This is a genomic window from Rhizobium sp. RAF56 (assembly GCF_052113965.1).
GTDB lineage: Bacteria > Pseudomonadota > Alphaproteobacteria > Rhizobiales > Rhizobiaceae > Rhizobium.
In genome coordinates, this window is record NZ_JBFRDU010000017.1 from 1 (window position 1) to 25,670 (window position 25,670).

Consider the following 25,670-nt stretch of genomic DNA (forward strand, 5'->3'; position numbering starts at 1 on the left):
AAGGTCTTGGAAATGTGCACGATCGACGCCGCACGCGTGCTTGGCCTCGACGATGAGATCGGTTCGCTGGAGCCCGGCAAGAAGGCGGACATCATTCTCGTCGATTTACGCCGGCCGCATCTCTATCCGGCCAACATGCCCGAATTCCGTGTGACCTACTTTGCCAACGGCAACGATGTTCACACCGTTCTGGTCGGCGGACGCGTGCTCCTGCGTGATCGCACCCCTGTCCATGTCGATCAGGACGCCGTACTCGATGCGGCGCAGCGGGAAACCGAGCTGATGATCGAACGGCTGAACCTGCAAGACCTGCTCAAGACACCGGACATGTTCTGGCGGCACAGCCGCGACACCGCGCTTATCGAATAGGCGGTGAACGTCGACGTTCGAACTACGTTTAATGGCGATCAGAGGTGAGAATGCGACGGCGGACCACGATCAAGGCATTGGCGGCTCTCGCGGTCGCATGCGCATCAACTATCGCGTTTGGAGAGACCATGAACGGATTGGAACTGCACAAAGCTGCCGCGAATGACGATGTCGCGGCGATCGAGAGGCTGCTGTCGCAAGGAGCGCGGGTGGATGCGCGGGACGCGAACGGTCGCACGGCCCTTCTCGTTGCAACGCATGATAACAAGGTGAACGCCGCAAGAGCGCTGATCGAGGCCGGTGCCGACGTCAACGCCAAGGACGATATCAAGGATAGCCCCTATCTCTACGCTGGCGCACGCGGTCGTCTCGAAATTCTCAAGATGACGCTCGACCACGGCGCCGACCTCAAAAGCACCAACCGCTATGGCGGCACTGCGCTCATTCCAGCATCGGAGCGCGGGCATGTCGAGGCCGTTTCGATGTTGATCGACGCCGGGGTCGATGTTGATCATGTCAACAACCTCGGCTGGACCGCTCTGCTCGAGGCCGTCATCCTCAGCGACGGCGGCCCGCGCCATGTCGAGATCGTCAAGCGGCTGATCGACGCCGGGGCGAGCCTTGGCATTGCGGACAGTGACGGCGTGACGGCGCTGGAACACGCGCAACGGCGCGGCTACACGGAGATGGTCAAGCTGCTGGAGCAGACTTCTTCGGCCGGCCATAATCCGCTTCCGCCGGAGCTATAGACCGGACTTCGCGCCGCTTCGGCCCGCCAGAGGTAAATGGCGCCCCTCATTCAGAAACCAAGAAAACGCAAAGATGCCGACTTCAACCGGCCCGGCCGCCGGACGCATCCTGCGTATGCTCTTCTGTGTCCAGCATCAGCGCGAGCGGCCACCCGTTATTCACCACGTGATTGAGCGATAAACGGTGCCGTGGCATGACGATATGCCGCTGAAGCCCTATCTCGACGCAAGCTAATTTTCAGCGTTTTTGCAAGTCACCGCCGGACGGTGGCGCATCAACCAACCTGTCCATTTCCAGTGCGGTCACTCGAACAGGTCCGGGTTGTCGGCTTCGATTTGAGGCAGGTCCGCAAGGATGCCGTTAAGATGCTTGCGCATGGCACCCTCCGCTGCTTCGGCATTCCGGGCGTCGATAGCCGAGATTATCGCTTCGTGCTCGGCAATGAGCTTTGTCATCGAATCCGGGTGGCGGAGTTGGAGGTTGCAGACGCGGTCCATATGCGCCTTGATGTCGGAGATCGCGTTCCAGGCGAGAGCACAGCCGGCGCCCTCGGCAATCGCGATGTGGAACTGCTCGTCTTCGCGGCGGAAGGCGTTGTGGTCGTCTGCTTCTCGCGCGGCCTTCTGGCGCACCAGGATCGCGTCGATCTTGCGCCTCGTCCAGCTGTCGAAGGATTCGCTGGCGCGGCGAGCGACGGCGGTCTCGATTACCTCGCGCACGAAGCGCGCCTCTATCATCTGGCGGGCTGAGATGCGCACAACCACGGTACCCCGGTTCGGGCGAATATCCACCAGCTTCGATTTACCTAGCGCAATCAGCGCCTCGCGCACCGGCTGGCGCGACACGCCCATATGGGTCGCAATCTCCTGCTCGGAAAGCCGCATGCCGGGTGCGAGCTCCAGGCGGATGATGGATTCGCGCAAGTCCCGTTCCACCTGCGCTGCCGCGGTTTCGCCGGTGTCGATCTTCAGGGATTCAAGGTTCACTTCTTTTACCACCGCCATGCGTTGACATCCATTTGAAGCCACCATACAGTACCATACAATTCATTCGCAACAAAAATCCGGTGGCCTGAAAAAACCGGATCAACAGGGAGGGGCTGGCAGCAGACTGCCGGCCGGAAGACGATATTGCTGCCCAATTTCATTGCGCCCGATTCCCGTGATCCGCGGCTGAACATTAAATCCCGCTATCAGATGCTTGTCGATGGCAAGTCAGTCGATGCTGCGTCCGGGAAGACTATAGACCGCGTAAGCCCCGGCCATGCGGGTGCCGTCGTCGGTACCTGGCCGGACGCCTCGGCGGATGACGTGCGCTTGGCGGTTGCCGCTGCACGCCGTGCCTTCGATACCGGTCCCTGGCCGCGCATGTCGGGCGCCGAGCGCTCGCGCCTGATGTTCAAGGTGGCGGACCTTATCCTTGTCCATCAGGAGCAGCTGGCGCTCGCCGAGAGCCTGGAGGTTGGCAAGCCGATCGCCCAGGCCCGCGGTGAAATTGGCTTCTGCGCCGACCTCTGGTCCTACGCCGCCGGCCAGGCCCGCGCGCTCGAAGGCCAGAGCCACAACAATATCGGCGACGATCGCCTCGGCCTCGTGCTGCGCGAAGCGGTCGGCGTGGTCGGCATTATCACGCCCTGGAATTTTCCGTTCATCATCGCCTCCGAGCGCGTGCCGTGGGCGATAGGGGCCGGCTGCACCGTGGTTTTGAAGCCATCGGAATTCACCTCCGGGACGTCGATCCGCATGGCGGAACTGGCCCGCGAGGCGGGAATTCCCGACGGCGTCTTCAACGTCGTCACCGGCTATGGCGATCCTGCCGGCCAGGTGCTGGCGGAGGATCCCGGCGTCGACATGGTCGCCTTCACCGGTTCGGTGCGCGTCGGCACGAAACTCGGCGAGATCGCGGCGCGCAGCGTTAAGCGCGTCGGGCTGGAGCTCGGCGGCAAGGGGCCGCAGATCGTTTTCGCCGATGCGGACCTTGATGCCGCAGCCGACGGCATCGCCTATGGCGTCTATCACAACGCCGGCCAATGCTGCATTTCCGGCAGCCGGCTCTTGGTGCAGGAGGGCATCCGCGACGCGCTGATGGACCGCCTGCTGGATATTTCCCGCAAAGTCACCTTTGGCGATCCGCTGAACGAGCGCACCAAGATCGGCGCAATGATCTCCGAGGCGCATGCGCAAAAGGTGCACTCCTATGTGGAGGCAGGCGTCGCCTCGGGCGCGCAGCTCTTGCTCGGTGGCGAAAGGGTCGGCGGAGGAGCCGGCCTCTATTATGCACCGACGGTTTTTTCCGGCGTGACGCCGGACATGTCGATCGCTCGCGAGGAAATCTTCGGGCCGGTGCTTTCGACGCTGACCTTCAAGACGGCGGACGAGGCCGTGGCGATGGCGAACGCATCGGAATTCGGCCTGTCTGCCAGCGTCTGGTCGACCAATCTGGAAAACGCGCTGCAGAGCATCCGCCGCATCCGCGCCGGCCGCTGCTGGATCAACAGCGTCATCGACGGTACGCCGGAATTGCCGATCGGCGGCTACAAGAAGAGCGGCCTCGGCCGCGAACTCGGCCGCTACGGCTTCGATGAATATTCCCAGTTCAAGGGCGTGCACGTCACGCTCGGGCGCCCCGCGCCCTGGTTCGGGTGACAGGACCGCATCTTGCGGTCATGAGGAGGAAAATCTCGGCTGGCGTGATCTTTGGTCGGAGCCCGCCAGCCGAGACTCGGGTCTTTTGGACCCGCATTGCACATCCAAAGGGAGGATACGCAAATGAAAATGACCAGGTTGAGAACCGCTGCTTTGGCCGCGGGCCTTGCCACCATGATGACGTCGACGGCACTCGCCGCGGACGTCAAGGCCACGATGATCATATACCTCGATCCGAGTGTCCAGTTCTTTAATCCCGTGGTGAAGGGCGCGCAAGATGCAGCCGCCCAGTTCGGCGTTAATCTCGACGTCCAATACGCCAACAACGATCCGGTGCGCCAGAACGACTTGATCGAAAGCGCTACGGCGAGCGGCGTCGACGGCATCGCCGTCGCGATCTCCTCGTCGGACGCCTTCGACGAGAGCATCTGCGCCGCCGTGAAGGCCGGCATCATAGTTATCGGCTTCAACAATGACGACCTCGAGGGCGCCAAGGGCAATTGCCGCCAGGCCTATGTCGGCATGAACGAATTTGCGTCGGGCTACGAACTCGGCAACCGCATGATCAAGCAATTCGGCCTTAAATCGGGCGACGTCGTGTTCAATCCGCGTGAAATTCCGGAGGCGAGCTTCGCGGTCGCCCGTGGCGGCGGCATTGAGAAGGCGATGACGGAAGCCGGTATCAAGGTGGAGACGGTACGCGCCGGCCTCGACCCGGCGGAAGCCCAGAATATCATGGCGCAATTCTTGATCGCCAATCCGAACGTGAAGGCGGTGTTCGGGACGGGCTCGGTGACCTCGACCGTGGGGGCCGGCGCGATCAAGGACGCCGGCGTCAAAATACCCTTCGCCGGCTTCGACCTTGCGGTGGAGATCGTCAATGCCGTGGAATCCGGCGCAATGTTCGCGACCATGGACCAGCAGCCCTACCTTCAGGGCTACTATCCGATCGCCCAGATCGCGCTCTCCAAGAAGTACGGGCTGACCCCGACCGATATCGACACGGGGCAGGGCGCCTTCCTCGACAAGTCGCGCATAAGTTCGGTCAAGCCGCTTATCGGCAGCTTCCGCTAATCGTGTCCTGTGGGAGCCTGCCGGCCCGCCCGGTGGGTTCCCCGTTCCCAAAAACGTTCGAGTACCAGACCGTGACACCCATCCTAGCCGACAGCACCGCGCCCCGGTCGCGGACCCAAAGACAATCCATCCTGAAACAGATCATGGGCATGCCCGCGGGCGCGATCTTCCTCGTCTTCATGACGCTGCAGGTGGTCTGCATCGCCGGCGCGCTCCTCTACCCCAACGAGTTCCGCTATCTCTCGCCGCAGAACCTGACGATCCTGATGAAGGCGATCCCGGTGCTCGGCTGCCTGGCGCTCGGCGCGGGCTTGCTGATGATCGCCGGCGAGTTCGACCTTTCCATTGGCTCCGTCTACACGTTCACCGCCGTGGTGATGGCAAGTGTCGTCAACTCTGGCGTAAGCGCCTTCGTTGCCGCGCCGCTCGGCATCGCCATCGGCCTGATGATCGGCCTTCTCAACGGCCATATCACCCTGCGTTTCGGCCTGCCGTCCTTCATCGTGACGCTCGGTGGACTGCTGTTCTGGCGCGGCGCGGTACTGCTCTATAACGGCGCGGTGCAGTTGCGCTTCGATCCCGAACCCATCTTCACCAGCCTCTTTTCCGGCACGCTCTTCGGCATAAACGCCGCTTTCATCTGGATCGTGCTCTTCGTCGTCGGCTTTCATTTCTTGCTGCACCGCCACCGCTTCGGCAATCACGTATTCGCGACGGGCGGCAATCGCGGCGCGGCCGAGGCGATCGGCATCAATACGGGCCGCGTCAAGCTCGTCGCCTTCGCCATCGCCGGCGGCATGGCCGCGGTCGCGGGCATTCTCGCCACGGCCCGCGTTGGCAGCGTGCAGCCCGGACAGGGCGCCGGCCTCGAACTCCAGGCAATCGCCGCCTGCGTCATCGGCGGCCTGTCGCTGCGCGGCGGACGCGGCTCGATCATCGGCGTCTTCCTCGGCGTGCTGCTCATCCACACCATCACCGACGTGCTTTTGCTTCTGCGAGCCCCGGGTTTCTATCTCGACATGTTCATCGCGACGCTGATCGTTCTGGCTGCCATTTTCAACAATCTCATCGAGCGGCGAGGCGTTGCGTGATGTCCAAACTCCTCGAACTGCACAACATCTCCAAAAGCTTTGGCGCGCTCACCGCGCTGCGCAATCTCAGCTTCCACATCGGCGAAGGGGAGGTGGTGGGCCTGCTCGGTGACAACGGCGCCGGCAAGTCGACGACGGTCAACCTCATCTCCGGCATCCATAAGCCGACAGACGGCTATCTCAGCGTCGACGGCAAGAAAACGCTCTTCACTTGCCGCTCGGATTCGGCGGAGGCCGGCATCGAGACGATCTACCAGCACACGGCGTTGGTCGACGACCTCTCGATCACCCGCAACATCTTCATGGGACGCGAACTGACCGATCGTTTCGGGTTTCTCAGGCAGGCCGAAATGCGTGAGATCACCATGCAGGTGTTGCAGAACGCCGTGCACATTTCCGGTATCGACTCGCCGGATACCCTAGTCGGCAATCTCTCCGGCGGCCAGAAGCAGGCCGTCGCCATCGCCCGCGCCGTCTATTTCAAGAAGCGCGTGCTGCTGCTCGACGAGCCGACGTCTGCCCTCTCGGTGCGCGAGACGGAGGCGCTGTTGAACCAGGTGCTGAAGCTAAAGGCGGAGAGCGTCTCCAGCGTGCTGGTGACGCACAACATCTACCACGCCTACCAGGTCTGCGACCGGTTCGTGATCATGAGTCACGGCACCAAGGTCTTCGACGTCGCCAAGGCGGACACGACGATCAACCAGCTTACCGAATATGTCGTGCTCACCTGATCCCCATTTTTTTTGAAAGCAAGAGGCAGACGCCGTGACACTTTCCGTATCAGTACGCCAGGTCGTCGGACCTGAGGACGCCGCCAGGCGCAACACGAAGGGCCTGCGCGACGGCTTCGTCATCGAGGCGATGTTCCGGCCGGGCGAGATTAATCTCACCTATAGTCATCTCGACCGCATGATTGTCGGCGGCGTCGCGCCGACGGGCGAAAAACTCGTCATCGACGGCGTCGCCGAGACCGGCACCGAGCGTTTTCTCGAGCGTCGCGAGGCCGCCATCGTCAATATCGGCGGGAGCGGCGTTGTGAGCGTCGGTGGGCGGGACTATGCGCTCGGCTTCCAAGAGGCGATCTATGTCGGCATGGGCGAGGGCGCGCTCGGCTTTGCGAGCGATGATCGCACCGCGCCCGCCTTATTCTACCTCCTGAGCGCGCCGGCGCACCGCGCCTGCCCGACGGTCCAGATCACCCGCGAAATGGCGAAAAAGGTTCATCTCGGCTCGGCGGAGGAATCCAACGCCCGCACCATCAACCAGTATGTGCATCCGGATGTCTGTGAAAGTTGCCAGCTTCTCGTCGGCCTTACCATGTTCGAGCCGGGCTCGGTCTGGAACACCATGCCGGCGCATGTGCATGACCGGCGCATGGAGGTCTATCTCTATTTCGGCATGCAGGAGGCGACGCGCATCTTCCACTTCATGGGGGAGCCCGGCGAGACGCGGCATGTGGTCCTCAAGAACCATGAGGCGGTGCTGTCGCCGGGCTGGTCGATCCATTCGGGCGCGGGCACTGGACGCTACGCCTTCATCTGGGCCATGGCGGGCGATAACATGAGCTTCACCGACATGGACAAGGTGCCGATGGAAGCGCTTCTATGACCCCTTTCGACCTCACGGGCCGATGGGCAATCGTCACCGGCGCCAATACCGGCATCGGCCAGGCGATTGCGGTGGGATTGGCCGAGGCGGGCGCGGACGTCGTCGGCGTCGGCCGATCGGCGATGACCGAGACGGAGGCGCACATTATCGCCGCCGGCCGCCGGTTCATCGCGATCAAGGCGGATCTTTCCAGGTCAGACAGCGCCCGCGAGGTCATCGCCGAGACGCTGGCGGCGGGTGCGACGCCCGACATCCTCGTCAACAACGCCGGCATCATCCGCCGTGCCGATGCGCTGGACTTTACCGAAGAGGACTGGGATGCGGTGCTCGACACCAATCTCAAGTCCGTCTTCTTCCTCTGCCAGGCTTTCGCCAAGGCGGCGATTGCGGCGGAGCGAAAGGCCAAGATCATCAACATCGCCTCGCTGCTCTCCTTCCAGGGCGGCATCCGCGTGCCGTCCTATACCGCAGCCAAGAGCGGCCTTTCGGGCCTGACCAAGCTGATGGCGAACGAATGGGCGGCGCGTGGCATCAACGTGAATGCCATCGCCCCCGGTTATGTCGAGACCAACAACACGACGGCGCTGCGTGCCGATGCCGAGCGCAATGCCGACATCCTGAAGCGCATTCCCGCCGGTCGCTGGGCGCGACCGGAGGACATGGCTGGAGCCGCGGTTTTCCTTGCGAGCCCGGCATCGGATTACGTACATGGCGTCATTCTGCCCGTCGATGGCGGATGGCTCGCCCGATAAGCGGCCCGACAAGAGGCCCGACAGGAGGATTGAAATGTCGTTTTATGCTCTGCCCGAAGACACGGTCTGGACCGAAGTCGCCCCCGGCAACCGCCGTGCGGTGTTATGCGAGCGCCCTGAACTGATGCTCGTCGCCTTCAGCTTCGACGAAGGCGCGATCGGCGCGCTGCATTCACACCCGCACACGCAGGTCAGTTATGTCGCCGAGGGCACTTTCGACGTCACCGTCGACGGCATTAACACCCGCCTTGGCCCTGGAAGCAGCTTCATCGTTGCGCCAAACCTCGTCCATGGCGTTGTCGCGCTGACCCCTGGCCTTTTGATCGACACGTTCACGCCACGCAGGGATGATTTCCTGTAGCGCGCCGGATTTTCAGTTCTTTCGCATTGACTCATTGATGGTCTTCGAAAGCGTATAGAGCCGCTGTTCAACGAGTGTCGGAACCTCGCAGACATAGGAGAGTGACTGCACCCGTTCCTCGAAGATGCGGGTTTCCCAGGTAAGCTGGTCGTTCTGCTTGGTGAAGTCGGCTGTATCGGCAGCCGGGTCGGCCCGCAATTTGTCGACTTCGGACGCCTTCTTCCTGATATCGGCCGCAAGCTCCCGCTGCTTGTCGGCATAGCGGGAGATGCCGGAGATGATCTGGTCGCGCTCGGCATTGATTTTGTCGAACACGCCCATGAAAAGCTGCTGCAGCTTCTCGTTCACCTGATCGTTCGGCAAGGACGAAGCGTAGTTTGAAATCTGTTTGCGGGCGTTTTCGATAGGGTTGCTGCGTCTGACGAGCTGGTCGGCGAGATCCGACACCGTGGAATCTTGGTCCCATTGCTTTGCGCTGTCGGGAAGGTCGGTGCCGGTCCAGACCTGGCCGATAGACAGTTCTGGAACTTTGCGCTGGATGCACGGCCATTCGGGATCCGAATTCGCGCCGTTGGCCATTCGAGCGGCGGGAAGTGCGGCGAGTACCGCAAAGAGAAGTAGGTGCGCCTTCATTGGCTTGCTCCCATCTCCTGCTTGCGCACCGTCAGGCCGCGCGCCGGATTGTAGGCGATGATGGCGCCGCCGAGCAGCACCAGGGTGACGACGAGCACGACGACGAGCGAGGTCCATTCGATGCGGGCATAGAAGGCGAAGCGGATCAGTTCGACCGCATAGGTGAAGGGGTTCATCAGGCAGATCTTGTAGAGCAGCGGGCTCGATTCCTGCACGCGCCAGAGCGGATAGAGCGCCGAGGACGCGAAATACATGGGAAAGATCACGAAGTTCATGATCCCGGCGAAATTTTCCAGCTGCTTGATCAGCGAGGACAAGAGCATGCCGAGCGCGCCGAGCATCAACCCGGAGAAGAACAGCGCAGGCAGCACCAAAAGATAACCGGCGAACGGTGCCTTCACGTCCCAGAACCATGCAATCGCCAGGAACGCGTAGACCTGCAGAAGCGAGATCGCGACGCCCGCGAAAAGCTTTGAGACCAAGAGGTACCAGCGAGGGAAGGGGCTGACCAGCAGGATGCGCATATTGCCCATCTCCCGATCGTAGACCATCGACAGCGAGGACTGCATGCCGCTGAACAGCAGGATCATGCCGCACAGCCCCGGCGTGATGTAGACCTCGTAGAGAACGTAGGTCTCGTAGGGTGGGATAATAGAGACGCCGAGTACCTGGCGGAAGCCGGCGGCGAAGATGAACAGCCAGAGAAGCGGGCGCACGAGGGAGGAGACAAAGCGCTCCTTCTGCGACAGGTAGCGCAGGCCTTCGCGCAAAAGGATGCCTTTGAGGCAGATGAGGTACTGTGTCGGCGTGAGGTGGTTCAGCTTGTCCGACGGGCCGGCGAAGATTTCGGACGCGGTCATGGCCTTGCTCCTCGAACCATCACTTCGGTGACACCAGTCAACTTCGAAAATGCCTGGTTGATCGTCTCGGTGCTGGTGCGCGCGAGAACATCCGCGACCGTGCCGTCGGCCACCAGTCTTGCCTTGTCGAGGACGAGGATGTGGTCGGCATTGCCGACCTCGTCGATGAGATGGGTCGCCCAGAGGACGCTGATATTGTCCCGTTCGACCAGTCCGCGGATGTCCTTCAGGATGGTGGCTCGCGACTTGATGTCTAGTCCGACGGTTGCCTCGTCGAGTAGCAGTAGCGACGGCCGATGCAACAGCGCGCGGATAATCTCGATGCGTCGCACCTGGCCGCCGGAAAGTCCGCGCACCTTCTCCTCGAGCCTGTCGCTCATATCGACGGAGTGAAGCAGCTCGTCGATACGTTGGCGCGCAATTCGCGTTCCAATGCCGTGGAGGGCGGCGTGGTAGAGTAGATTCTGCCGGATGCTGAGGTCCAGATCGAGCGTGCGGGCCTGAAAGACGATGCCAAGGCGTCTCAGCGCAGGTCCGGAGTTTCGATCTATATCCTGGCCGAAGACGCGTATGCGGCCGGTGCGGGCCGAAAACAGATGGCTGACGAGCGAAAACAGCGTCGTCTTGCCGGCGCCGTTAAGACCGAGCAGCACGGTGAATCGCGATGGCTCGATTGAGAAGGATACGTCATCGAGCGCCTTGCGCGGGCCATAGCTGTAGCTGACGGAAGAAAGCTCAAGGGCCGCCTCGGTCCTTCTTTCGTCGCTTCTAAACGCATCGGTCAAAGGGGACTGGAACTTCATAGTACCTGCCTTCTGCGGACAGCTTGCCGCTGCCCGGGCGCCGGCGCGCCTTATGTGGCTACTTGATGATGATCTTGCCCGCCAAGCCCTTGTCCGCGAGTTCGGGTACCGACCATGTATATTCACCCGGACGGACCGCCGTGAACTGTACACTGATGGTTCCGGCAGAATCGAACTCCAGCCAGGCCGGCGCGCCGTTCATGTGGACCTCCAGATCATCGATGACGATCTGGTTCATCCAGACGTTGCGGAAGAGATCGGTGACGAACCGGTATTCGAAGCCGCCGCTTGAGGTGATCTTCCATCGGTAGCTCTGCCCGGCGACCAGTTCGAAATCCTTGCGGTTGACGGAAACGTTGTTTTCCTTCGTTCCCAAGACCAATTCGGGCACGGTCTTGCTCGTGCGTGTGATCTTTGGCGTATCGTCGTCATCGGACTGAGCCAAGGCCTGCTGCTGCACGACGAGAGCGGCTGCGAGCGCAGCTGCAGCGATAGTGTATTTCGACATGCTTTCCTCCCCTTAGACTGTCGAAAATGGATCAGTTGGGCGAAACGACCACTCCCCATGGCAACGCGCCGACAGTGACCGACTTGATCGGCTCGTCGGTGGCCGTATCGATGAAGGTGATGTCGTTGGATAGACCGTTGGTGCTGATGATGGTCTTGCCGTCCGGCGTAAACGCCAGTTGCCATACCCGCTGGCCGACGAGGATGTATTTCTCCACCTCATAGGTTTCGGTGTTGATGACGGCGACGCGGTTGGCGGGGCCAAGGGCGACATAGGCCTTCTTGCCGTCGGCGGTAATCCTCACGCCGACGGGCTGGATCGCCTCCGAGCGCAGGCCGGGAATTGCGAATGTGATCTTCTTGATCACCTTGCGCGTGGCGTTGTCGATGACGGAGACGGAACCGCCGATCTCCGCCGAGACCCATACCTGCGATCCGTCCGGTTTGAACTGGGCAAAGCGCGGACGCGAATCGACCAGCACGTTGTCGGTGATCTCATGGGTCGTCGTATCGATGAAATGCGCCATGTTGGTGGTTTCGGAGGTGTTCACCATCGTCTTGCCATCGGGGCTGATGCCCATGCCTTCCGGCTCCACGCCGACCGGTATTTCGGCGTTGACGCTCCGAGACTCGACGTCGATGACGGTGACGAGATTGTCGTCCTCGTTGGCGACGTAGAGCGTCTTGCCGTCCGGCGAGAGGGTGAAGAGTTCGGGATCGGGACCGGACGGCAACGTGCCGATGATCTCGAAGGTCGTGGTGTCGATGATTTTTACGATATCGTCGTCGCTGGTGCAGACATAGAGCTGCTTGCCGTCATGGGAAATCGTGATGCCGCGCGGTCTTTGCCCGACGTCGATGGTGCGGACCACTTCCATGGTTTTGGAATCGACGACTGTGACCGTATTGTCTTTCTCGTTGGAAACATAAACGGCGTTGGCCCATGCGGGCGCTGCATGGAAGGCAACGGCGACCGTGCCCGCGAGCAGGTAGAAGCATCTGCGCATTCTCTCCTCCCATCTGCCAATTCAGTTAAGTTTGCACGCCGTTTCCGGCTGGTCTATCCCTAGTGTGTCGAGCTCGGAAAACTGGTGCAGGAAGCCCTCCTGCGGCGAGGTGGAGACCACGCCGTGTCCGTCGCCGAGCAGGATCGGCTGGCGCAGCTGCCAGTTCCAGCGGCGAAAGCTGACCTTCTGGCCCTTGAAGGCGGCGATCGAGAAGTTCTCATCCTTGATGAACGTTTCGATCTTCGCGGGGTCGGCGCTGTTGGTGCGCGTCGCCGCCTCGCCAATTATGCGGGCGGCGGTCCAGGCCTGCATGTCCTTGCCGAGCATTCGGCGGCCGGTTGCCTTGAGAAACCGATTCTGGATCTGGGATCCGCCCCATTGCTCGCTGGCCGGATGCCAGGACGAGGGGACGAGACCCGCTGTCCCGGCCACCGGGCGCGGGGTCCATGTATGATAGGGAACGTAGCTGCCGAAGACCTCGCTCTCGTCGGCGACGATGACGACGTCGTGCTCCGGCAGGCCTTGGGTGAAGACCGGCATCTGTCGCTGTACCTGAACGATGCCGCTATCGGTCCTGCGCGCAGTGCCGGTATCCTTGTAGAGACGCTCCTCGACGATCTTGGCGCCGAAGCGCTTGGCCGACCGCCGTATCGCATCGGCGAAGAGCTGGTCGGGCTCGTGCGAGCCGTATAGCAGTACCCAGTTGCGCCACTGCTTCCAGATCAGATACTGGGCGAGGCCGTCGGCCAACATGGAGCGCGTCGGCGCGATGTGGAAGACGTTGGAGCGGCACTCCTGTTCGCGCAATATGTCGTCGGTGGCGCCGACGTTGAAGAGAAGCACGCCGTTCTGCTTGGCGATATCGGCGATTGACAGCAATTGCTTGGCCGAGACGTCGGTCAGTATGTATTTCTCGCCGTGCTCCATCATCTGCTGGAAGGCGGGAATGACGTCAGCGTCCGGCTTGGTCTCGACGACGTCAAGCGTGAAGGACTGTCCGAGAAACTTGCCGGTGGTATTATTGTCGTTGATCGCGACCTTGGCGCCGGCGACGCCTTCGTCACGTGGCGGCACGTCGAGGACGGAAAGTGCGAGTTGCGGCGCATAGGCCCTAAGGTAGCCGATCTTGATTTCGACCGTCTGCTTGGCTTGCGAATTCTGCTGCGCCACCGATTGCGGCGCATTGACGAGAATGGAAAAACAGGCAAATAAAATATACAGAGTATTCGGCACCGTACTCTTCATGGTCATACCCGAATCCCGCGCCGGCCTATCAGAGAGGCTGACGCGTCGTACAGAAAGGTGCCCCCTGTGTTTGTAAACAAATCCCCCATATTCTCAATAGGTTTGCAGAGATTTTCTCGCGTGGGCCGGACACGATGCAGTGTATGCGGCAGTGCGCAGGGGGATGTCCGATGACATTGATGCTGGCCAGTGTCCGAGACCGGAAAGAGGCCGAAATCGTTTTTGCGGCCGGCGCCGACGTCATCGACCTCAAGGACCCGGCGGGCGGCGCGCTTGGCGCCGCGGACGTGGGTGCGATCGCCGATGTTGTCGGTTTCTGCGCCGGCCGAAGGCCCGTCAGCGCTGCCTGCGGAGACCTTTCCGCCGGTCCGGCGGCAGTCAGGGCGAAGGTTGAGGAGGTCGCGGCGACCGGTGTGGAATTCGTCAAGATTGGACTTCTGCCGTCGTCGCAAATCACTGCCTGTCTGGCGGGGCTTGCCGATCTTGTCGGTCGGCAAAAGCTCATAGCCGTCCTTTTTGCCGATCACCGCTACGACGAGGACATTGTCGCTTCGGTGGCGCGAGCCGGGTTCCATGGCGTGATGCTCGACACCGACGACAAGTCGCGGGGAAGGCTGCTCGACCATATCAGCCTTGACGGCCTGTCGGCCTTCGTCGCCGAGGGACGTCGGCACAGGCTGATGACGGGTCTTGCCGGATCGCTCGAGGGACCGGATATTCCGCGCCTTCTGGTGGGCGGTCCAGATGTCCTGGGATTCCGCGGCGCCCTATGCGAGGGCTTGTCGAGGATCGCTGGCATCAGCGCTGAGGCGGCGGCGAAGATCCGCGCGCTCATCCCGGAGGAGCGTCCAGCCGAAAAGACCTCCGAAACTGACTTCGAGCGGCTGGTGGCGCGAGGCTATTTTCCGCATGCCTCCGAGGAGGACCTCGGCACGGATCAGATTTTTGTGCGGGATTTCGTCCTTCCTGTCCACATCGGCGCTTATAGCTTCGAACACGGCAAGCCGCAGAAGATGCGCTTTGACGTGACGGCGGATGTGTTGCGGGTGACGCGCAATCCGGAAGATATGCATCACGTCGTCTCCTACGACCTCATCATGGACGGCATCCGCGGCATCGTCACGCGTGGCCATATAGACCTTGTCGAGACGCTTGCCGAACAAACCGCGGCGTTCATTCTGGAAAACCCCCGCGTGACGCGCGTGGTCGTTCGGGCGGAGAAGCTGGAGCTCGGGCCGGGCGGCGTCGGCGTCCAGATCGAGCGCCTGGCGCAGCGTGCGGGGTCGGCGCAATCGTTCCGGGGCGCCAAAACCTGGACCGGCAGCGGGCGGGGGATAGTATGAGACCACTGGTCGTAAAGCTTGGGGGAAGCACCGCCGGCCACATCGAGATGGAACAGTGGATCGCGGTGCTCGCCTCGGCGACGATACCGCTGGTGATCGTGCCCGGTGGCGGCCCATTCGCCGAACAGGTGCGGGCTTCGCAGAAGCGCATGCATTTTTCCGATGCCGCCGCGCATGAGATGGCGATCCTCGCCATGGACCAGTTTGGCATCGCGATCGCGGAACGGCATCCGCGCCTGCAAGCGGTGCGTTCCGAAGGCGAGATCGCCGCCGTGCTCGGGGAGGGCAGGGTCCCCGTGTGGCTTCCCTCCGAAATGACCCGGGGCGCGGATATGGAGGAGAGTTGGAGCGTCACCTCCGATTCACTCGCGGCCTGGCTCGCAAGGCGCATTGAAAGCCGGCACTTGCTTCTTTGCAAGCAGGTCGATCCGGAGCCGTCCGCCATGGATCTACACGCGCTTGCCGATAGCGGAGTCGTGGACGCAATGCTGCCTCGATTTTTGGGGGAGAACACGGACCTCTACATCGCCGGCCCGTTGGCACTTCGCTTAGAATTGGCACGCCTGCCGATGAGCCGCATACCGGCGCTATGCGTGACAAGGCGAGCGGAGTTTGAAGAGGTTTGCCCATGACGCAGCTTCATACGCCGCGCTGGGCCTGGGTCTTGACCGGATCCGGCCATTTCTTCGTCGAGTGCTTCGAGCTGATCCACTCGCTCGACTTTTGCGACGTCTTCGTTACCAGGGCTGCCGACGAAGTCTTGAGGATGTATGGGCTGAAGCTCGATTTTCCCGAGACAACGCGGGTGCTTCACGACAAGACGGCGAGCGCCGTGCCTGTCGGAGGCTTCTATCAAGGCGTCTACCACAGTGTGGTGATCGCGCCCGCCTCCTCCAATACGGTTGCCAAATGCGTGGCGGGGATCTCCGACACAATCGCCACGAATGTCTACGCGCAGGCTGGAAAATGCCGTCTGCCGTCTATCGTCTTTGCCTGCGACACGGCGCCGGAACTCGAAACGATGGCGCCGCACGGCATGGTGAAGGTCTATCCGCGGCCGATCGATTTAGAGAATACGGCGCGGCTGAAGACCTTTGAACTGACTAAAGTGGTGGAATCCTTCGCCGATCTCAAATCGACGGTAGAACATCGGAAAGGAGAGATCGCGGGCGGTGGCTGAACATCTCCTCTTCCTCACAGGACATTTGGCGAAGACCAGGCTCGAAAGAATCCTCGCCGGGCTGGGGGCGACGCATTTTACCTACGAGATCGTCGACATCGGGGTGAAGGTCGCCGCGCTGATGACGGAGGAGATTGTTGTGCGGCGCCTGTCGAGACCGGTGACGGCGGACCGCGTCGTGCTTCCCGGCCGATTCCGCGGCGACCTGGAGCGGCTGAGCGAAGCGTTCGGCATTCCCTTCGTGCGCGGGCCGGACGAAGTGGCTGACCTTCCCGCCTATCTCGGCCGTGCGGGCAAGCCACCGGATCTGACGCGCCACGACATGCGCATCTTCGCCGAGATCGTCGATGCCTCGGCGCTGTCGCTCGACGCGCTCCTGCTTCGGGCGCGAAAACTCGCGGCTGCGGGGGCGGATGTGATCGACCTCGGTTGCCTGCCCGACACGCCGTTCGTCGGCCTTGCTGATGCCATCGCACGCATCAAGGCGGAGGGGCTCGCCGTCAGCGTGGACTCTGCCAACACCGAGGAACTCGAGCTTGCCGCCCGCGCCGGTGCGGACTATCTCCTGAGCTTGACCGAGGAGACGATCGGCATCGCGATTCAATATCCGACCACGCCGGTCCTCGTCCCCGCCCAGCCCGGCGATCTCGACTCGCTCGGCCGCGCTATCGAAATTGCGCGGAAAGCGAAAATACGTTTCCTCGCAGACCCAGTTCTCGATCCCATCCATTTTGGCTTCGCCGCCTCGCTCGGCCGCTTCATCGAGGCTCGCCGCCGCTGGCCGGATGTCGAGATGATGATGGGCACAGGCAATCTGACAGAGCTCACCGACGCCGATTCCTCCGGCGTCACGGCCGTCCTCGCGGGTCTCTGCTCGGAGCTCTTCATCGCCAATGTGCTGGTGGTCAATGTCAGCCCGCATACGATACGGACTGTGGAGGAGCATGACCGGGCGCGGCGCATCATGTTCGCCGCGCGCGAGGACCATGCGCTGCCGCGTGGCTATGACGCGAGCCTGCTACAGATCCACGACCGCTCGCCGTTCACCAGCACGACGGCCGATATCGAGACGCTGGCGGGCAGTGTGCGCGACGCGAATTTTCGCATCATGACTGCAGCTGACGGTATCCACATCTTCAGCGCCGAGGGCCATTGGAAGGCCGAAAGCGCTTTTGAGCTTTTTCCCCACCTGAAGGTGGAAGCGGACGGCCCGCATGCCTTTTATCTTGGCGCGGAATTGATGAAGGCGGAGATCGCCTGGAAGCTCGGCAAGCGCTATTCGCAGGATGAGCCACTCGCCTGGGGCGCCGCAAGCCCGGCGGAGGTCGATGACCGCACCCGTCTCGCCAAAGCCGGCCATACGCTTCGAGCGAAGAAAGACATCCCATGAGCTTCATCCGTGAGACGATCGTCACGACGGTCAGCGGCGAGGGTCGCGTGCATATCGCTCCGCTGGGTATCATCGCCGACGGCGAGCACTGGATCATCGCCCCTTTCCGGCCGTCCACGACGCTCGACAATCTTACCGCCGTGCCGCTGGCGGTGGTCAACTATACGGACGACATGCGGATCTTCGCTGGTTGCCTCACGGGGCGAAAGGACTGGCCGCTGGTGCCGGTGGATCGATGCCCGGTACCGCGCCTCGAAGCCGCACTCGCCCATTCCGTCCTGGAAGTGATCTCCGTTCGCGATGACGAGGTTCGCCCACGCCTCGTCTGCCGGGTCGTCGCCGAGACCAATCATGCGGCTTTTACCGGTCTCAACCGCGCGAAGGCTGCGGTGCTCGAGCTTGCGATCCTGGTGAGCCGGCTAGACATGCTGCCGAAGGAAAAGATCGATGCGGAGATCGCCTACCTGACGATCGCGATCGATAAGACGGCCGGCCCGGACGAGCGGCAAGCCTGGGAGTGGCTGATGGAACGGGTTAGAGACCATCGCGCCGCCTCCTGATCGCCCCTTTTAGAGACCCTCGGGCGCAAAGGGGCAGCGCCTCATGCGTAGCGGCGTTTCGACCATAGCAGCGCGACGGCGGCCGCAGGTGCTGCCTTGCTCGCGTCCTCGCGCCCCCCGTCCGAGGCAGGGATGAGCGTGCCGAAATCGACATAGGGTCGCCCCAGGCGCTCGGCGAGCCGCATGATCTGCGGGCGTCCGATTCCTGCCCCCACCACCGGTGCCGCCGCCACGAGCCTGGCATTGGCGGCGACCATAAAGGCCGCGTCGTGGATCATCCGCAATTGGTGCTCGCTGAACCAGCGGGCGATATCGGTCCACTCCGCTTCTTCGAGGTCGGCACCGTCACGGCCGACCATGCGCGCGAGCCGGTCGATCGATCCGGTGCGCGATTTCTCGCGGCGGTCGGCTGCTGGATAGTGGTCGTCTGCCTCGTCCAGCGTGCCCAGGATGCGGCCGAGATCGGCTGTGTTTGCAAAATATTCATTCATCAGCGGCGTCATCGTGCCGCGCACCGGCACCTTTTCGGCGATGCCGATCAAGGCCGAGCGGGTGGAGCCGGTATAAACCAGTTCGCCGCTCATCAGCCGCTCCGCGTCGGTATAGCCAGCATTGGAGAGCCGCCCGTTCTTGAAAGGGAGAATGTCCGTCGTCGTCGAACCCATGTCGACGAAAAGGCCTTCGCCCGCGACTATCGCGCTCAGTTCCGCCGTGGCGTGCCAGTTGGCCGAAGCGATGTCAGAACCGAGACCGTAGGCGCGGGAAAGGTCGACGAAGCCGCTGCGGCCGGCATAGACGCGCACGCCACTGCCGCCGAACTCAGTCGCGATGAAGTCGAGTATCGCGTGAATACCGGCCGCACGCGATGTAAAGCCATCCGAAAGCTCGCCGGTCATGGTGACGACGTGCGTCGTGTCGATGCCAAGAAGCGGCTGCAGTTCGGCGAGCGCGTCGCGCACTTTGTCGAGCCCGAGCCACATCGATGCCCTGATCGTTCTTGTTAGGATGATTTGACCGTTTTCGGCGCGCGACATCTTCAGATGGGCGCCGCCGATATCCCAACCCGTGACGGATCCCTTTTCTTCGCCCGCAAATCCGGCTTTCATGTGCGCCATCGCTTATCCGCTGAGGTTGATCCTTGTTTATCATTCCCGTTCTCGACATCAAAGACGGCTTGGTCGTACATGCGCGGATGGGCATGCGCGACCGCTACAAGCCAATCGAAACGCCGCTGAGCCCCGAGCCAACGCTGGGACGCGTCGCCAGTGGGCTAAGGCGCGTCCATCCGTTTAGAAGCTTTTACGTGGCGGATCTCGACGCCATCGAGCGCCGCGCGCCGCCCATCGCTGCGGCTGAAGCCCTGTCGCAGCTTCAGCCGCCGGCTGACGTCTGGCTCGATGCAGGCTGCTTCACCGTCGCAGAGGTCGAGCGGGTGCTCGGCGCCGAAAGGACTTCATGCGTTCTCGGTTCGGAGAGCCAGACAGGCCCCGAGGTGCTGCGCCTTCTAAACGCGCATGCACGGCTGATCCTTTCGCTCGACTTTCGCGAGGACGCGTTCATGGGCCCGCCGGCCGTCCTGGAGGGGCCTGCTCTCTGGCCAGCTCGAGTGATCGTGATGACGCTCGGCAGGGTGGGCGCAAGATTGGGGCCCGACTTCGATCGCCTCCGGGCGATCAAAGCGGTTGCCGGAAGCCGCCAGGTCATCGCCGCCGGCGGCGTCCGCGATGCGGACGACCTGAGGCGGCTCGACGCGATGGGCATCGCCGGCGCCCTGGTGGCGACGGCGCTGCACAACGGATCGCTGCGCGGCGACGAGATAGCCGCCCTTGCGAGCAATACCGGAGAGCCCTGAGAGAAGGAGCGTCATCTCCTTTTCTCAGGCGGTTCCGAGCGGCCGGGCACATGGTGACGGCAGGCGGATTCGAAAAATCCACCCGCCGACGCCTGTGGAGCGCCGCATCTCCCGATCTTGATCGCCTCCGCCCAGTGTCAGGACGGCGCGCTGCTTAAGCCCAAGAGCCCTAACAACCGGCGCAGCAGGCCAACTGGTTCAACAGTGGGCGCGTTCTGTGCGGGGTTGTCTCGTGTCTAGGCGCTGAAGGGATGCTTGACAGAGTTTCGTTGAGCGGTCGCTTCGGCTGCGGTTGGCTTGCCAGAGACTGCTCGTTCGATGGCTTCTTTCGTTGCCCGGTAGTTGTAGTCCTGGATCTTGGCGTCGTCTTCCGCCTCCCAGTGGATGAAGACGCCGACGCAGATGAAGATGTCGTCGGCTTCGTCGGCGGGTATGACGCCGTCAGCGACGCTGTCCTGGACAGCCTTAGCCACCGCGTGTTGCGCCGGGCCGAACATCTGTACGGCCTGCTTGGCACCCTTGATGGTAACCTTGTTAAACAAAATCGTATTGGGTTTGCATGCCAGATTTGGCGCAATCACTGCGAGCAGGGACGTGAAACCGTCCTTGTTATTCGTGAGTGCGTTACAGAATGCCGTTTCCACGGCGCTCCCACGCGGTCCGATCAGAAGATCGATATGGGCAACTTCGTTTCCCTCACCAATGAGAGACTCACCAACCATTACCTTGCTAATTTTTGCCACGGCCAATTCCTCCCTTGCACCGTATGCCAAAATGCGTTCGCCCAAAGATGCCGTACCTCGAGACACGACGCTCGATGGACAGCTATCCTTGTTCGCAGCACCCTTGGACGGGTCGGTTGGCCAGATAGCAGCGAGTAGTTTTCGCCGACCAAATTCAACCACCTGCGTAGCGCTTATGCAAGCTGAAGTTCATATTGGAGATAAATAGCGTCGCTACCGTGAGATCGGCCGAGGTTCCGGGGTTGATGTTTTGCGCCTTCAGCCGACTGTCGAAGTCTAGAAGCATGTCCTGGCGCCGCGATAAGCTCGCTTCATGCCTTACCTCGCGTTCGATCGTCTGCGCTTCCTGCCTGATTTTCTCTGAAATTCCGCTGCCGTACTTGCGCCCGACATGGCTGTCGGGAAAGTGCGACAGGAAGTGGAGATAGGTGAAAACGGTGGGCCACATGCCAGTTTCACCGCGTTCGGCCGCATCCTTTAGTGCCGTGAGGCCGCTACCGAATATGTCGGCAAAGCAGGTGACATACTGCCTGGCGATCATGTCGCGGTCGGCGGCCATCGCCATGGCGTCAATCAGCGAGATGATCGGTGCCTGGCGGACGTCACCGGCTTCCGCTGAGCCGAGGCCGCCGGGGTTGGCAAGTCGGATGGCGGAAAAAACGTCGCTGGCGTCCTGCCCATCCATGCTGTCCAAGGTTCGTTGCAGGGCGTCTCTCAAATGCGCTCGATCGTCTTCGGCAGCCTTGGCGAGTGGGGCGGCCAACAGCACGATGCCAAGATTGGTGTTCGTCCCGACTTTTTCCCGTGTGGCGGCCACGGCGTCGAAAACGCGCCGGCCGACCGGCGCATTCGGCTCTGAGATCGCAGGTGCGCTAACCTCGGCGCTTAAGACGAACTGATCGGCAGTCATGCGGTGGCCGTCGGCGAAGCGGTGGACGTTGCCCGGTTTCAACGCCTCGACCTCGCCCCGGCAGGCGTCGAGATAGGCATCCTTGATCGTTCGCCAGGCCGGCGTCATGCAGCCGGCCTTTCCCGACGGGCCGGATCGAGGCGCGCGACCATGGCCTCGGCGATGCACTCGGCGATACGGACGGGAACGACGGATTGCAGTCCCGTCCAGGCCGGCATGCTGTTGACCTCCAGCACGAGAAGATTGCCTTCGTATCCCCTGACGATGTCGATACCGGCGAAATCCGTGCCTACCGCAGAAGCGGCGGCGAGCGCCAACTCCTCCAGCTTTTGCCGCAGCGGCCCAACGACTTTCTCGGCCGTAGCACCACGGGCGATATTGGTGATCCAGCCGTCGGCGCAGCGGCCCATCATACCGAGAACCTCGCCATTGCTGACGAAGATGCGGTAGTCGCGGTAGGGTGGCCCGGCGCGCGCGACGAGGCGCTGCAGGTAATAGACATTGTCCATCTCGTCGGGCTCCGGCAGATCTGCGGCAGTCCGGACGAGGCGGATGCCGCGCCCCTGCGAGCCGAAGAGGGGCTTGAGCACGAGCGGGCCGCGAGCCGCTTCCCGTTCGACCACCGCCCGCGCATTGCCCGGACCTTCGACGGCGAAGGTCTCTGGTGTCGGTACGCCAGCGCTCGCGAGCAAGAAGGTCGTGGTCGACTTGTCGACGCAGCGTTCGATCGCCTTGGCCGAATTCCAGACGGGCACGCCAAGATGGGAAAGCGCGTGCAGAATGCCCAGGCGGCGCGTGACAGCCTCGAAGGTTCCAGCGGAGATGGAGCGGACGATGACGCCCGCCGGGAGCACGCCGTCCAGCGTCGGAATGTCGATGCCCGAGGCGCGGCGCGTATCGAAGGCGATGTCGGCGAGCGGGCAGAAGACGCACTCCCTGCCGCGTTGCCGGAATGCACGCCGCAATTGCTTCACCTGGCCGTCCTGCTTGTCGGAAACGATCACCACCCTGTCAGTCGTCACTATCGGTTCAGCCAAGTGATTGCTCCAGCATCTGCCTGTTGCGCTCGCCGGCGCGGAAAGTATCGCCCGTCTCGACGGCGGTCACGATAACCTCGGCCGGACTGAAGAGGTGCGGATCGATCGCGTAGAAGTCTCCCTTGAATTTCTTGAAGGTCGCGGCGAAGGGCTCGCCATAGTCGCGTGACCGGTTGCTCGGCAATTGCTCGGCAAGCTCGCGTGCCGCCTCGGCGCTGCCGCGCACGAAGAGCTGCACCAGTCCACCATAGATGATCGCGTCGTTTGTCCGTCCCATGGCTTTCAGGAAATCCGGGTGAGGGGCCGGCAGCGGCGCGCTTGCCATGCCGTCGACAATGGCCTCGAGCGGAAAGTGCAGGCTGTGGGCCTTGTGAAGGGCGACTTCCAGGGAGCGGCCGACGATCTGCACGCAGCCGGCAAGGCTCTGGGTCGGGGCATAGATGAAGGTCAGTGCCTCGGGCTTGAGCCCTGTCGCGGCCGACACATTTTCCACGATGGCCGGCGGCGGCGGCTTCTCGGTTTCCAAAATCACGACCGAAGACGAGGCATCATCCTCGCGATAGGCGATCAGATCGAACAGCGGCTCCACCCGGGCAAGCACGCGCACCGGTCCTGAGCCCATTGCAAAATACTTCTCATGCGAGAGCCGCCAGCCGGCATACTGGCTCGCGAGGCAGGCAAGCACTGGCTGCGAGGACTGGACCTGAACCGTCAACGGCCAGCCTTCGTTTTGCTGGTCGAGCATCAAAGAGGCGGCGCCGAGGCCGCCCATGCAGATTTCCGTCATCCGCAGCCCGACCTCGATGCCGCCGGGGCTTGCGGCACCCGCATCGATCAGCAATTCTCCGAGCGCCCCACGGCTATGGGCTATGCCGTAGCGCTCGCCGTCGGCGATGATTGCATCGACGATGCGTTGGGCGTTTCTGTTGAGGTAAGCCTTTCCGTTCATCATTGGAAACTCTCCTTCCAATGTTCCGCCATTTCTGTGACGCGGCGTTTCACGGCCCGCTCGGCGGTAGCGGCGGACCGTGCCCGGGCGAGCACCGTGCAAACGGGATCGTCGGCGTCGAGCGATGATCCGGGGGTCTGGTGGTCAGCCGTCATGCCCGGCCAGTCGATATGGGGAAACCGAGAAATGGCGTGGCGTGCATAGGCGATTGCCGAGGCCGCTGCTCCGCGATAGCTGGGGATGGCGGTCTTTTGTCCGCGTACAGCTCGCAGGTGTTCGGCGAGAAGCGGCGCCTCCTCGCTGTCGAAGATGTCAAGCGTCGCGCCGGGCCTTGGGTTGATCTCTATAAGTTGGAGCCCGGCGGGTCCGTCGATGAAATCGGCGCTGCAGAGGCCAATGAGGCCGGTCGCCCGCGTCAGCCCGTCGAGCCAGGCGGCGATCCGAGCCTTCTTCGTTCGGTCAAAGCGCATCAAGCGTACCGCGCCGCCATAGCGAAACGGCGAGGACGGCGTGGGGGAAGACCATTGCCGGCTGAAGCCGATGATGCGGGCGCGCGCCCCTTGTGCCAAAAACAGGGCCGAAACGTTGCGACCGGCGACGAATTGCTGGTAGTAGCGCCCGTCCTCGATGGGTGCACCGCGGACAGGCCGGACATGTGACCCTCCGGCACCACCAACAAGCTTGGTCAGCCAGCCTTCGCAGTCCTCTGGCGGCAGCAAGCCGACCGCCGGGTGAGAGATGCCGAGATCGCGACAGAGTCTTGACAGGCCAGCCGGATCCTTGACCACCCGCACCGTCGCCTCGCTATTTCCGGCAAGCGGAAAGCGTTGGGCAAGCGTGGCGATGATATCGGGCCGGCGCTCGAAGCCCGAGCCGTAGACGAGTGTCGCCGGCTCCTCGCCACGGGTCAGGTCGGAAAGGATTTCGATGATCTTATCGCTGTCGATCCCATCCGTCAGGCTGCCGGCGAGCCGCGCGGTGCGGTCTGCAAGTGCAATCGTATCGGAATCGCCGAAGAGATCCGCCACCAGCGGCCGGTAGCCGGCGCGGCGTGCGGCGGCGGCAAGCGACCGGCCCGAAACGGCCACAATCAGGATCGCGGGGCTATTTTTCGAGACTGCGGGCAAGGGCAAAGGCATCCTGAAAATCGTAGAAAACCGGTTTCTCGGCCCCGATCATCTGTTTGAAGAGGCCGGATTGAACCTTGTACTTGAGATTGCCGATCGAGAGCGCACCGATGCCCACCACCTGCATTCCGCCGAGCTTATCGGCCTTGGCGTTGACTGCAAGACCTTCGACGCCCGACGGCGGCACAGCGTTGACGTCGGCGGCAACGAGCAGTTTGGTCGCCCCGCGCAACTGTTCGGCTGAAATTACCCGCACACCTGCCCGAGCGGCGGCTAACAACACCACCGCTTCGCCAAGCAGCGCCGTCTTCCGCTCCTCAGTCGAACCGTCGGCTGGCGTGACGGCGACGCCGAAGCGCTCCTTGATGGCTTTGGCGATCGCCTCGACCCGAGCGATGCCGTCATAGCCGACGATTGTCACCTCAGCGCCTTCCTTGGCGGCAATCACGGCCGAGCAATAGCCGACGACGCCAGTCGCCCCAAAAACGACGACATGCGCGCCGGCAAGGGCGGAGCCGTGGAGCTTATCCAGGGTCTTTTCAACCTTGGCGACCATCGCTGCGGCAGTCGTGAAAGAGCCTGCGGGATCGGCGAAGACGGAGATCTCGAAGGGCGGCACCATCGCGTGCCGGGCGGCGTCGATCATGTCGAGCGCCAGCGCCGTATCGCGCCCAGCGATGAAGACGCCGGTGGCAATGCCGACATCTGGCGGCCGCGAGAAGACGGCGTCCTGAACGAGGCCCGTCACGTCGGAAAGAGTGACGTCGCAGTAGGGCACGACGTGGTCGTAGCCTGCATCGAGCGCCATATTGACGTCGAACGGGCTCATCTGCCGCAGGGGCGTGAGCATGTGGAGAATGGTCTTGCGACTCAT

General features: G+C 62.4%; 29 protein-coding genes. 15 read left to right on the plus strand and 14 right to left on the minus strand.

The features are described from left to right. Nucleotides 1-369, plus strand: a 369-nt coding sequence (locus AB4048_RS15800; protein ID WP_442202924.1) for an amidohydrolase family protein, incomplete at its 5' end; no start/stop codon positions are given. 128 nt (nucleotides 370-497) lie between these two features. Further along, nucleotides 498-1,118 (plus strand): ankyrin repeat domain-containing protein, encoded by a 621-nt coding sequence (locus AB4048_RS15805; RefSeq protein WP_442202925.1) that lies wholly within the window; start codon nucleotides 498-500, stop codon nucleotides 1,116-1,118. A 303-nt stretch (nucleotides 1,119-1,421) separates the two neighbouring features. On the opposite strand, the gene AB4048_RS15810 is transcribed toward AB4048_RS15805, so the two are convergent. Then, nucleotides 1,422-2,123, minus strand: coding sequence for a GntR family transcriptional regulator (locus tag AB4048_RS15810; RefSeq protein ID WP_442202926.1), 702 nt, complete (start codon nucleotides 2,121-2,123; stop codon nucleotides 1,422-1,424). A 126-nt stretch (nucleotides 2,124-2,249) separates the two neighbouring features. Between AB4048_RS15810 and AB4048_RS15815 the strand changes: the two genes are divergently transcribed. The 7 genes from AB4048_RS15815 (at nucleotide 2,250) to AB4048_RS15845 (ending at nucleotide 8,650) form a co-directional block, all read left to right on the plus strand. Then, entirely contained in the window at nucleotides 2,250-3,764 is a 1,515-nt protein-coding gene (locus AB4048_RS15815) for an aldehyde dehydrogenase family protein (protein WP_442202927.1), read from the plus strand. A 123-nt stretch (nucleotides 3,765-3,887) separates the two neighbouring features. Continuing rightward, nucleotides 3,888-4,838 (plus strand): sugar ABC transporter substrate-binding protein, encoded by a 951-nt coding sequence (locus tag AB4048_RS15820; protein ID WP_442202928.1) that lies wholly within the window; start codon nucleotides 3,888-3,890, stop codon nucleotides 4,836-4,838. Between the two features lie 71 nt (nucleotides 4,839-4,909). Beyond that, entirely contained in the window at nucleotides 4,910-5,929 is a 1,020-nt protein-coding gene (locus AB4048_RS15825; RefSeq protein WP_442202929.1) for an ABC transporter permease, read from the plus strand. After that, nucleotides 5,929-6,660 (plus strand): ATP-binding cassette domain-containing protein, encoded by a 732-nt coding sequence (locus tag AB4048_RS15830; protein WP_442202930.1) that lies wholly within the window; start codon nucleotides 5,929-5,931, stop codon nucleotides 6,658-6,660. The genes AB4048_RS15825 and AB4048_RS15830 overlap by 1 nt, the downstream gene beginning before the upstream one ends. Before the next feature lie 34 nt (nucleotides 6,661-6,694). Then, complete coding sequence (gene kduI / locus AB4048_RS15835; RefSeq protein ID WP_442202931.1) at nucleotides 6,695-7,537, plus strand: 5-dehydro-4-deoxy-D-glucuronate isomerase; 843 nt, start codon at nucleotides 6,695-6,697, stop codon at nucleotides 7,535-7,537. Further along, nucleotides 7,534-8,289, plus strand: coding sequence for a 2-dehydro-3-deoxy-D-gluconate 5-dehydrogenase KduD (gene kduD / locus AB4048_RS15840; RefSeq protein WP_442202932.1), 756 nt, complete (start codon nucleotides 7,534-7,536; stop codon nucleotides 8,287-8,289). Before kduI ends, kduD begins: the two co-directional genes overlap by 4 nt. Before the next feature lie 34 nt (nucleotides 8,290-8,323). Beyond that, nucleotides 8,324-8,650, plus strand: coding sequence for a cupin domain-containing protein (locus AB4048_RS15845; protein WP_442202933.1), 327 nt, complete (start codon nucleotides 8,324-8,326; stop codon nucleotides 8,648-8,650). A gap of 12 nt (nucleotides 8,651-8,662) precedes the next feature. Here the strand turns inward: AB4048_RS15845 and AB4048_RS15850 are convergent, their stop codons facing one another. The 6 genes from AB4048_RS15850 to AB4048_RS15875 are packed head-to-tail and all read right to left on the minus strand — an operon-like array spanning nucleotide 8,663 to nucleotide 13,705. After that, the gene (locus AB4048_RS15850; RefSeq protein ID WP_442202934.1) at nucleotides 8,663-9,283 is read right to left on the minus strand and encodes a hypothetical protein; all 621 of its coding nucleotides are present in this window, start codon (nucleotides 9,281-9,283) and stop codon (nucleotides 8,663-8,665) included. Next, nucleotides 9,280-10,143 carry an ABC transporter permease gene (locus AB4048_RS15855; protein ID WP_442202935.1) on the minus strand — a complete coding sequence of 288 codons (864 nt, stop codon included), beginning with the start codon at nucleotides 10,141-10,143 and terminating at the stop codon, nucleotides 9,280-9,282. Before AB4048_RS15855 ends, AB4048_RS15850 begins: the two co-directional genes overlap by 4 nt. Continuing rightward, nucleotides 10,140-10,946, minus strand: a complete 807-nt coding sequence (locus AB4048_RS15860) for an ATP-binding cassette domain-containing protein (RefSeq protein ID WP_442202936.1) — start codon at nucleotides 10,944-10,946, stop codon at nucleotides 10,140-10,142. The genes AB4048_RS15855 and AB4048_RS15860 overlap by 4 nt, the downstream gene beginning before the upstream one ends. Before the next feature lie 58 nt (nucleotides 10,947-11,004). Beyond that, the gene (locus AB4048_RS15865) at nucleotides 11,005-11,454 is read right to left on the minus strand and encodes a hypothetical protein (protein WP_442202937.1); all 450 of its coding nucleotides are present in this window, start codon (nucleotides 11,452-11,454) and stop codon (nucleotides 11,005-11,007) included. Between the two features lie 31 nt (nucleotides 11,455-11,485). Then, nucleotides 11,486-12,460, minus strand: a complete 975-nt coding sequence (locus AB4048_RS15870; RefSeq protein WP_442202938.1) for a YVTN family beta-propeller repeat protein — start codon at nucleotides 12,458-12,460, stop codon at nucleotides 11,486-11,488. Nucleotides 12,461-12,481: 21 nt separating this feature from the next. Further along, nucleotides 12,482-13,705 carry an ABC transporter substrate-binding protein gene (locus AB4048_RS15875; RefSeq protein WP_442203040.1) on the minus strand — a complete coding sequence of 408 codons (1,224 nt, stop codon included), beginning with the start codon at nucleotides 13,703-13,705 and terminating at the stop codon, nucleotides 12,482-12,484. A 170-nt stretch (nucleotides 13,706-13,875) separates the two neighbouring features. On the opposite strand from AB4048_RS15875, the gene AB4048_RS15880 reads away from it, so the two are divergent. From AB4048_RS15880 to AB4048_RS15900, 5 genes are read left to right on the plus strand one after another with little or no spacing between them, the layout of a single operon-like run. Beyond that, nucleotides 13,876-15,048, plus strand: coding sequence for a (5-formylfuran-3-yl)methyl phosphate synthase (locus tag AB4048_RS15880; RefSeq protein ID WP_442202939.1), 1,173 nt, complete (start codon nucleotides 13,876-13,878; stop codon nucleotides 15,046-15,048). Then, nucleotides 15,045-15,680 carry an amino acid kinase family protein gene (locus AB4048_RS15885; protein WP_442202940.1) on the plus strand — a complete coding sequence of 212 codons (636 nt, stop codon included), beginning with the start codon at nucleotides 15,045-15,047 and terminating at the stop codon, nucleotides 15,678-15,680. Before AB4048_RS15880 ends, AB4048_RS15885 begins: the two co-directional genes overlap by 4 nt. Next, nucleotides 15,677-16,228 (plus strand): flavoprotein, encoded by a 552-nt coding sequence (locus tag AB4048_RS15890; RefSeq protein ID WP_442202941.1) that lies wholly within the window; start codon nucleotides 15,677-15,679, stop codon nucleotides 16,226-16,228. The genes AB4048_RS15885 and AB4048_RS15890 overlap by 4 nt, the downstream gene beginning before the upstream one ends. Next, on the plus strand, nucleotides 16,221-17,618 hold the full coding sequence (locus AB4048_RS15895; protein ID WP_442202942.1) for a DUF6513 domain-containing protein: 1,398 nt from the start codon (nucleotides 16,221-16,223) through the stop codon (nucleotides 17,616-17,618). Before AB4048_RS15890 ends, AB4048_RS15895 begins: the two co-directional genes overlap by 8 nt. After that, nucleotides 17,615-18,178 (plus strand): DUF447 domain-containing protein, encoded by a 564-nt coding sequence (locus tag AB4048_RS15900; RefSeq protein WP_442202943.1) that lies wholly within the window; start codon nucleotides 17,615-17,617, stop codon nucleotides 18,176-18,178. Before AB4048_RS15895 ends, AB4048_RS15900 begins: the two co-directional genes overlap by 4 nt. A 41-nt stretch (nucleotides 18,179-18,219) precedes the next feature. Here AB4048_RS15900 and AB4048_RS15905 read toward each other — a convergent pair whose 3' ends face one another. Beyond that, a complete protein-coding gene (locus tag AB4048_RS15905) occupies nucleotides 18,220-19,293 on the minus strand; it encodes a hydantoinase/oxoprolinase family protein (protein WP_442202944.1) in 1,074 nt (357 codons plus the stop codon). Nucleotides 19,294-19,316: 23 nt separating this feature from the next. On the opposite strand from AB4048_RS15905, the gene AB4048_RS15910 reads away from it, so the two are divergent. Then, nucleotides 19,317-20,030: a HisA/HisF-related TIM barrel protein gene (locus AB4048_RS15910; protein ID WP_442202945.1), complete on the plus strand. Its 714-nt coding sequence runs from the start codon at nucleotides 19,317-19,319 to the stop codon at nucleotides 20,028-20,030. A 236-nt stretch (nucleotides 20,031-20,266) separates the two neighbouring features. On the opposite strand, the gene fae is transcribed toward AB4048_RS15910, so the two are convergent. The 6 genes from fae to AB4048_RS15940 all read right to left on the minus strand — a co-directional run bounded on the left by fae (nucleotide 20,267) and on the right by AB4048_RS15940 (nucleotide 25,670). Continuing rightward, the gene (fae, locus tag AB4048_RS15915; RefSeq protein WP_442202946.1) at nucleotides 20,267-20,773 is read right to left on the minus strand and encodes a formaldehyde-activating enzyme; all 507 of its coding nucleotides are present in this window, start codon (nucleotides 20,771-20,773) and stop codon (nucleotides 20,267-20,269) included. Between the two features lie 154 nt (nucleotides 20,774-20,927). Continuing rightward, nucleotides 20,928-21,791, minus strand: a complete 864-nt coding sequence (locus tag AB4048_RS15920) for a triphosphoribosyl-dephospho-CoA synthase (protein WP_442202947.1) — start codon at nucleotides 21,789-21,791, stop codon at nucleotides 20,928-20,930. Further along, nucleotides 21,788-22,720 (minus strand): ATP-grasp domain-containing protein, encoded by a 933-nt coding sequence (locus AB4048_RS15925; RefSeq protein ID WP_442202948.1) that lies wholly within the window; start codon nucleotides 22,718-22,720, stop codon nucleotides 21,788-21,790. Before AB4048_RS15925 ends, AB4048_RS15920 begins: the two co-directional genes overlap by 4 nt. Further along, on the minus strand, nucleotides 22,713-23,672 hold the full coding sequence (mch, locus tag AB4048_RS15930; RefSeq protein ID WP_442202949.1) for a methenyltetrahydromethanopterin cyclohydrolase: 960 nt from the start codon (nucleotides 23,670-23,672) through the stop codon (nucleotides 22,713-22,715). The genes AB4048_RS15925 and mch overlap by 8 nt, the downstream gene beginning before the upstream one ends. After that, nucleotides 23,669-24,796, minus strand: coding sequence for an ATP-grasp domain-containing protein (locus AB4048_RS15935; protein ID WP_442202950.1), 1,128 nt, complete (start codon nucleotides 24,794-24,796; stop codon nucleotides 23,669-23,671). The genes mch and AB4048_RS15935 overlap by 4 nt, the downstream gene beginning before the upstream one ends. Further along, nucleotides 24,774-25,670: an NAD(P)-dependent methylenetetrahydromethanopterin dehydrogenase gene (locus tag AB4048_RS15940; RefSeq protein ID WP_442202951.1), complete on the minus strand. Its 897-nt coding sequence runs from the start codon at nucleotides 25,668-25,670 to the stop codon at nucleotides 24,774-24,776. Before AB4048_RS15940 ends, AB4048_RS15935 begins: the two co-directional genes overlap by 23 nt.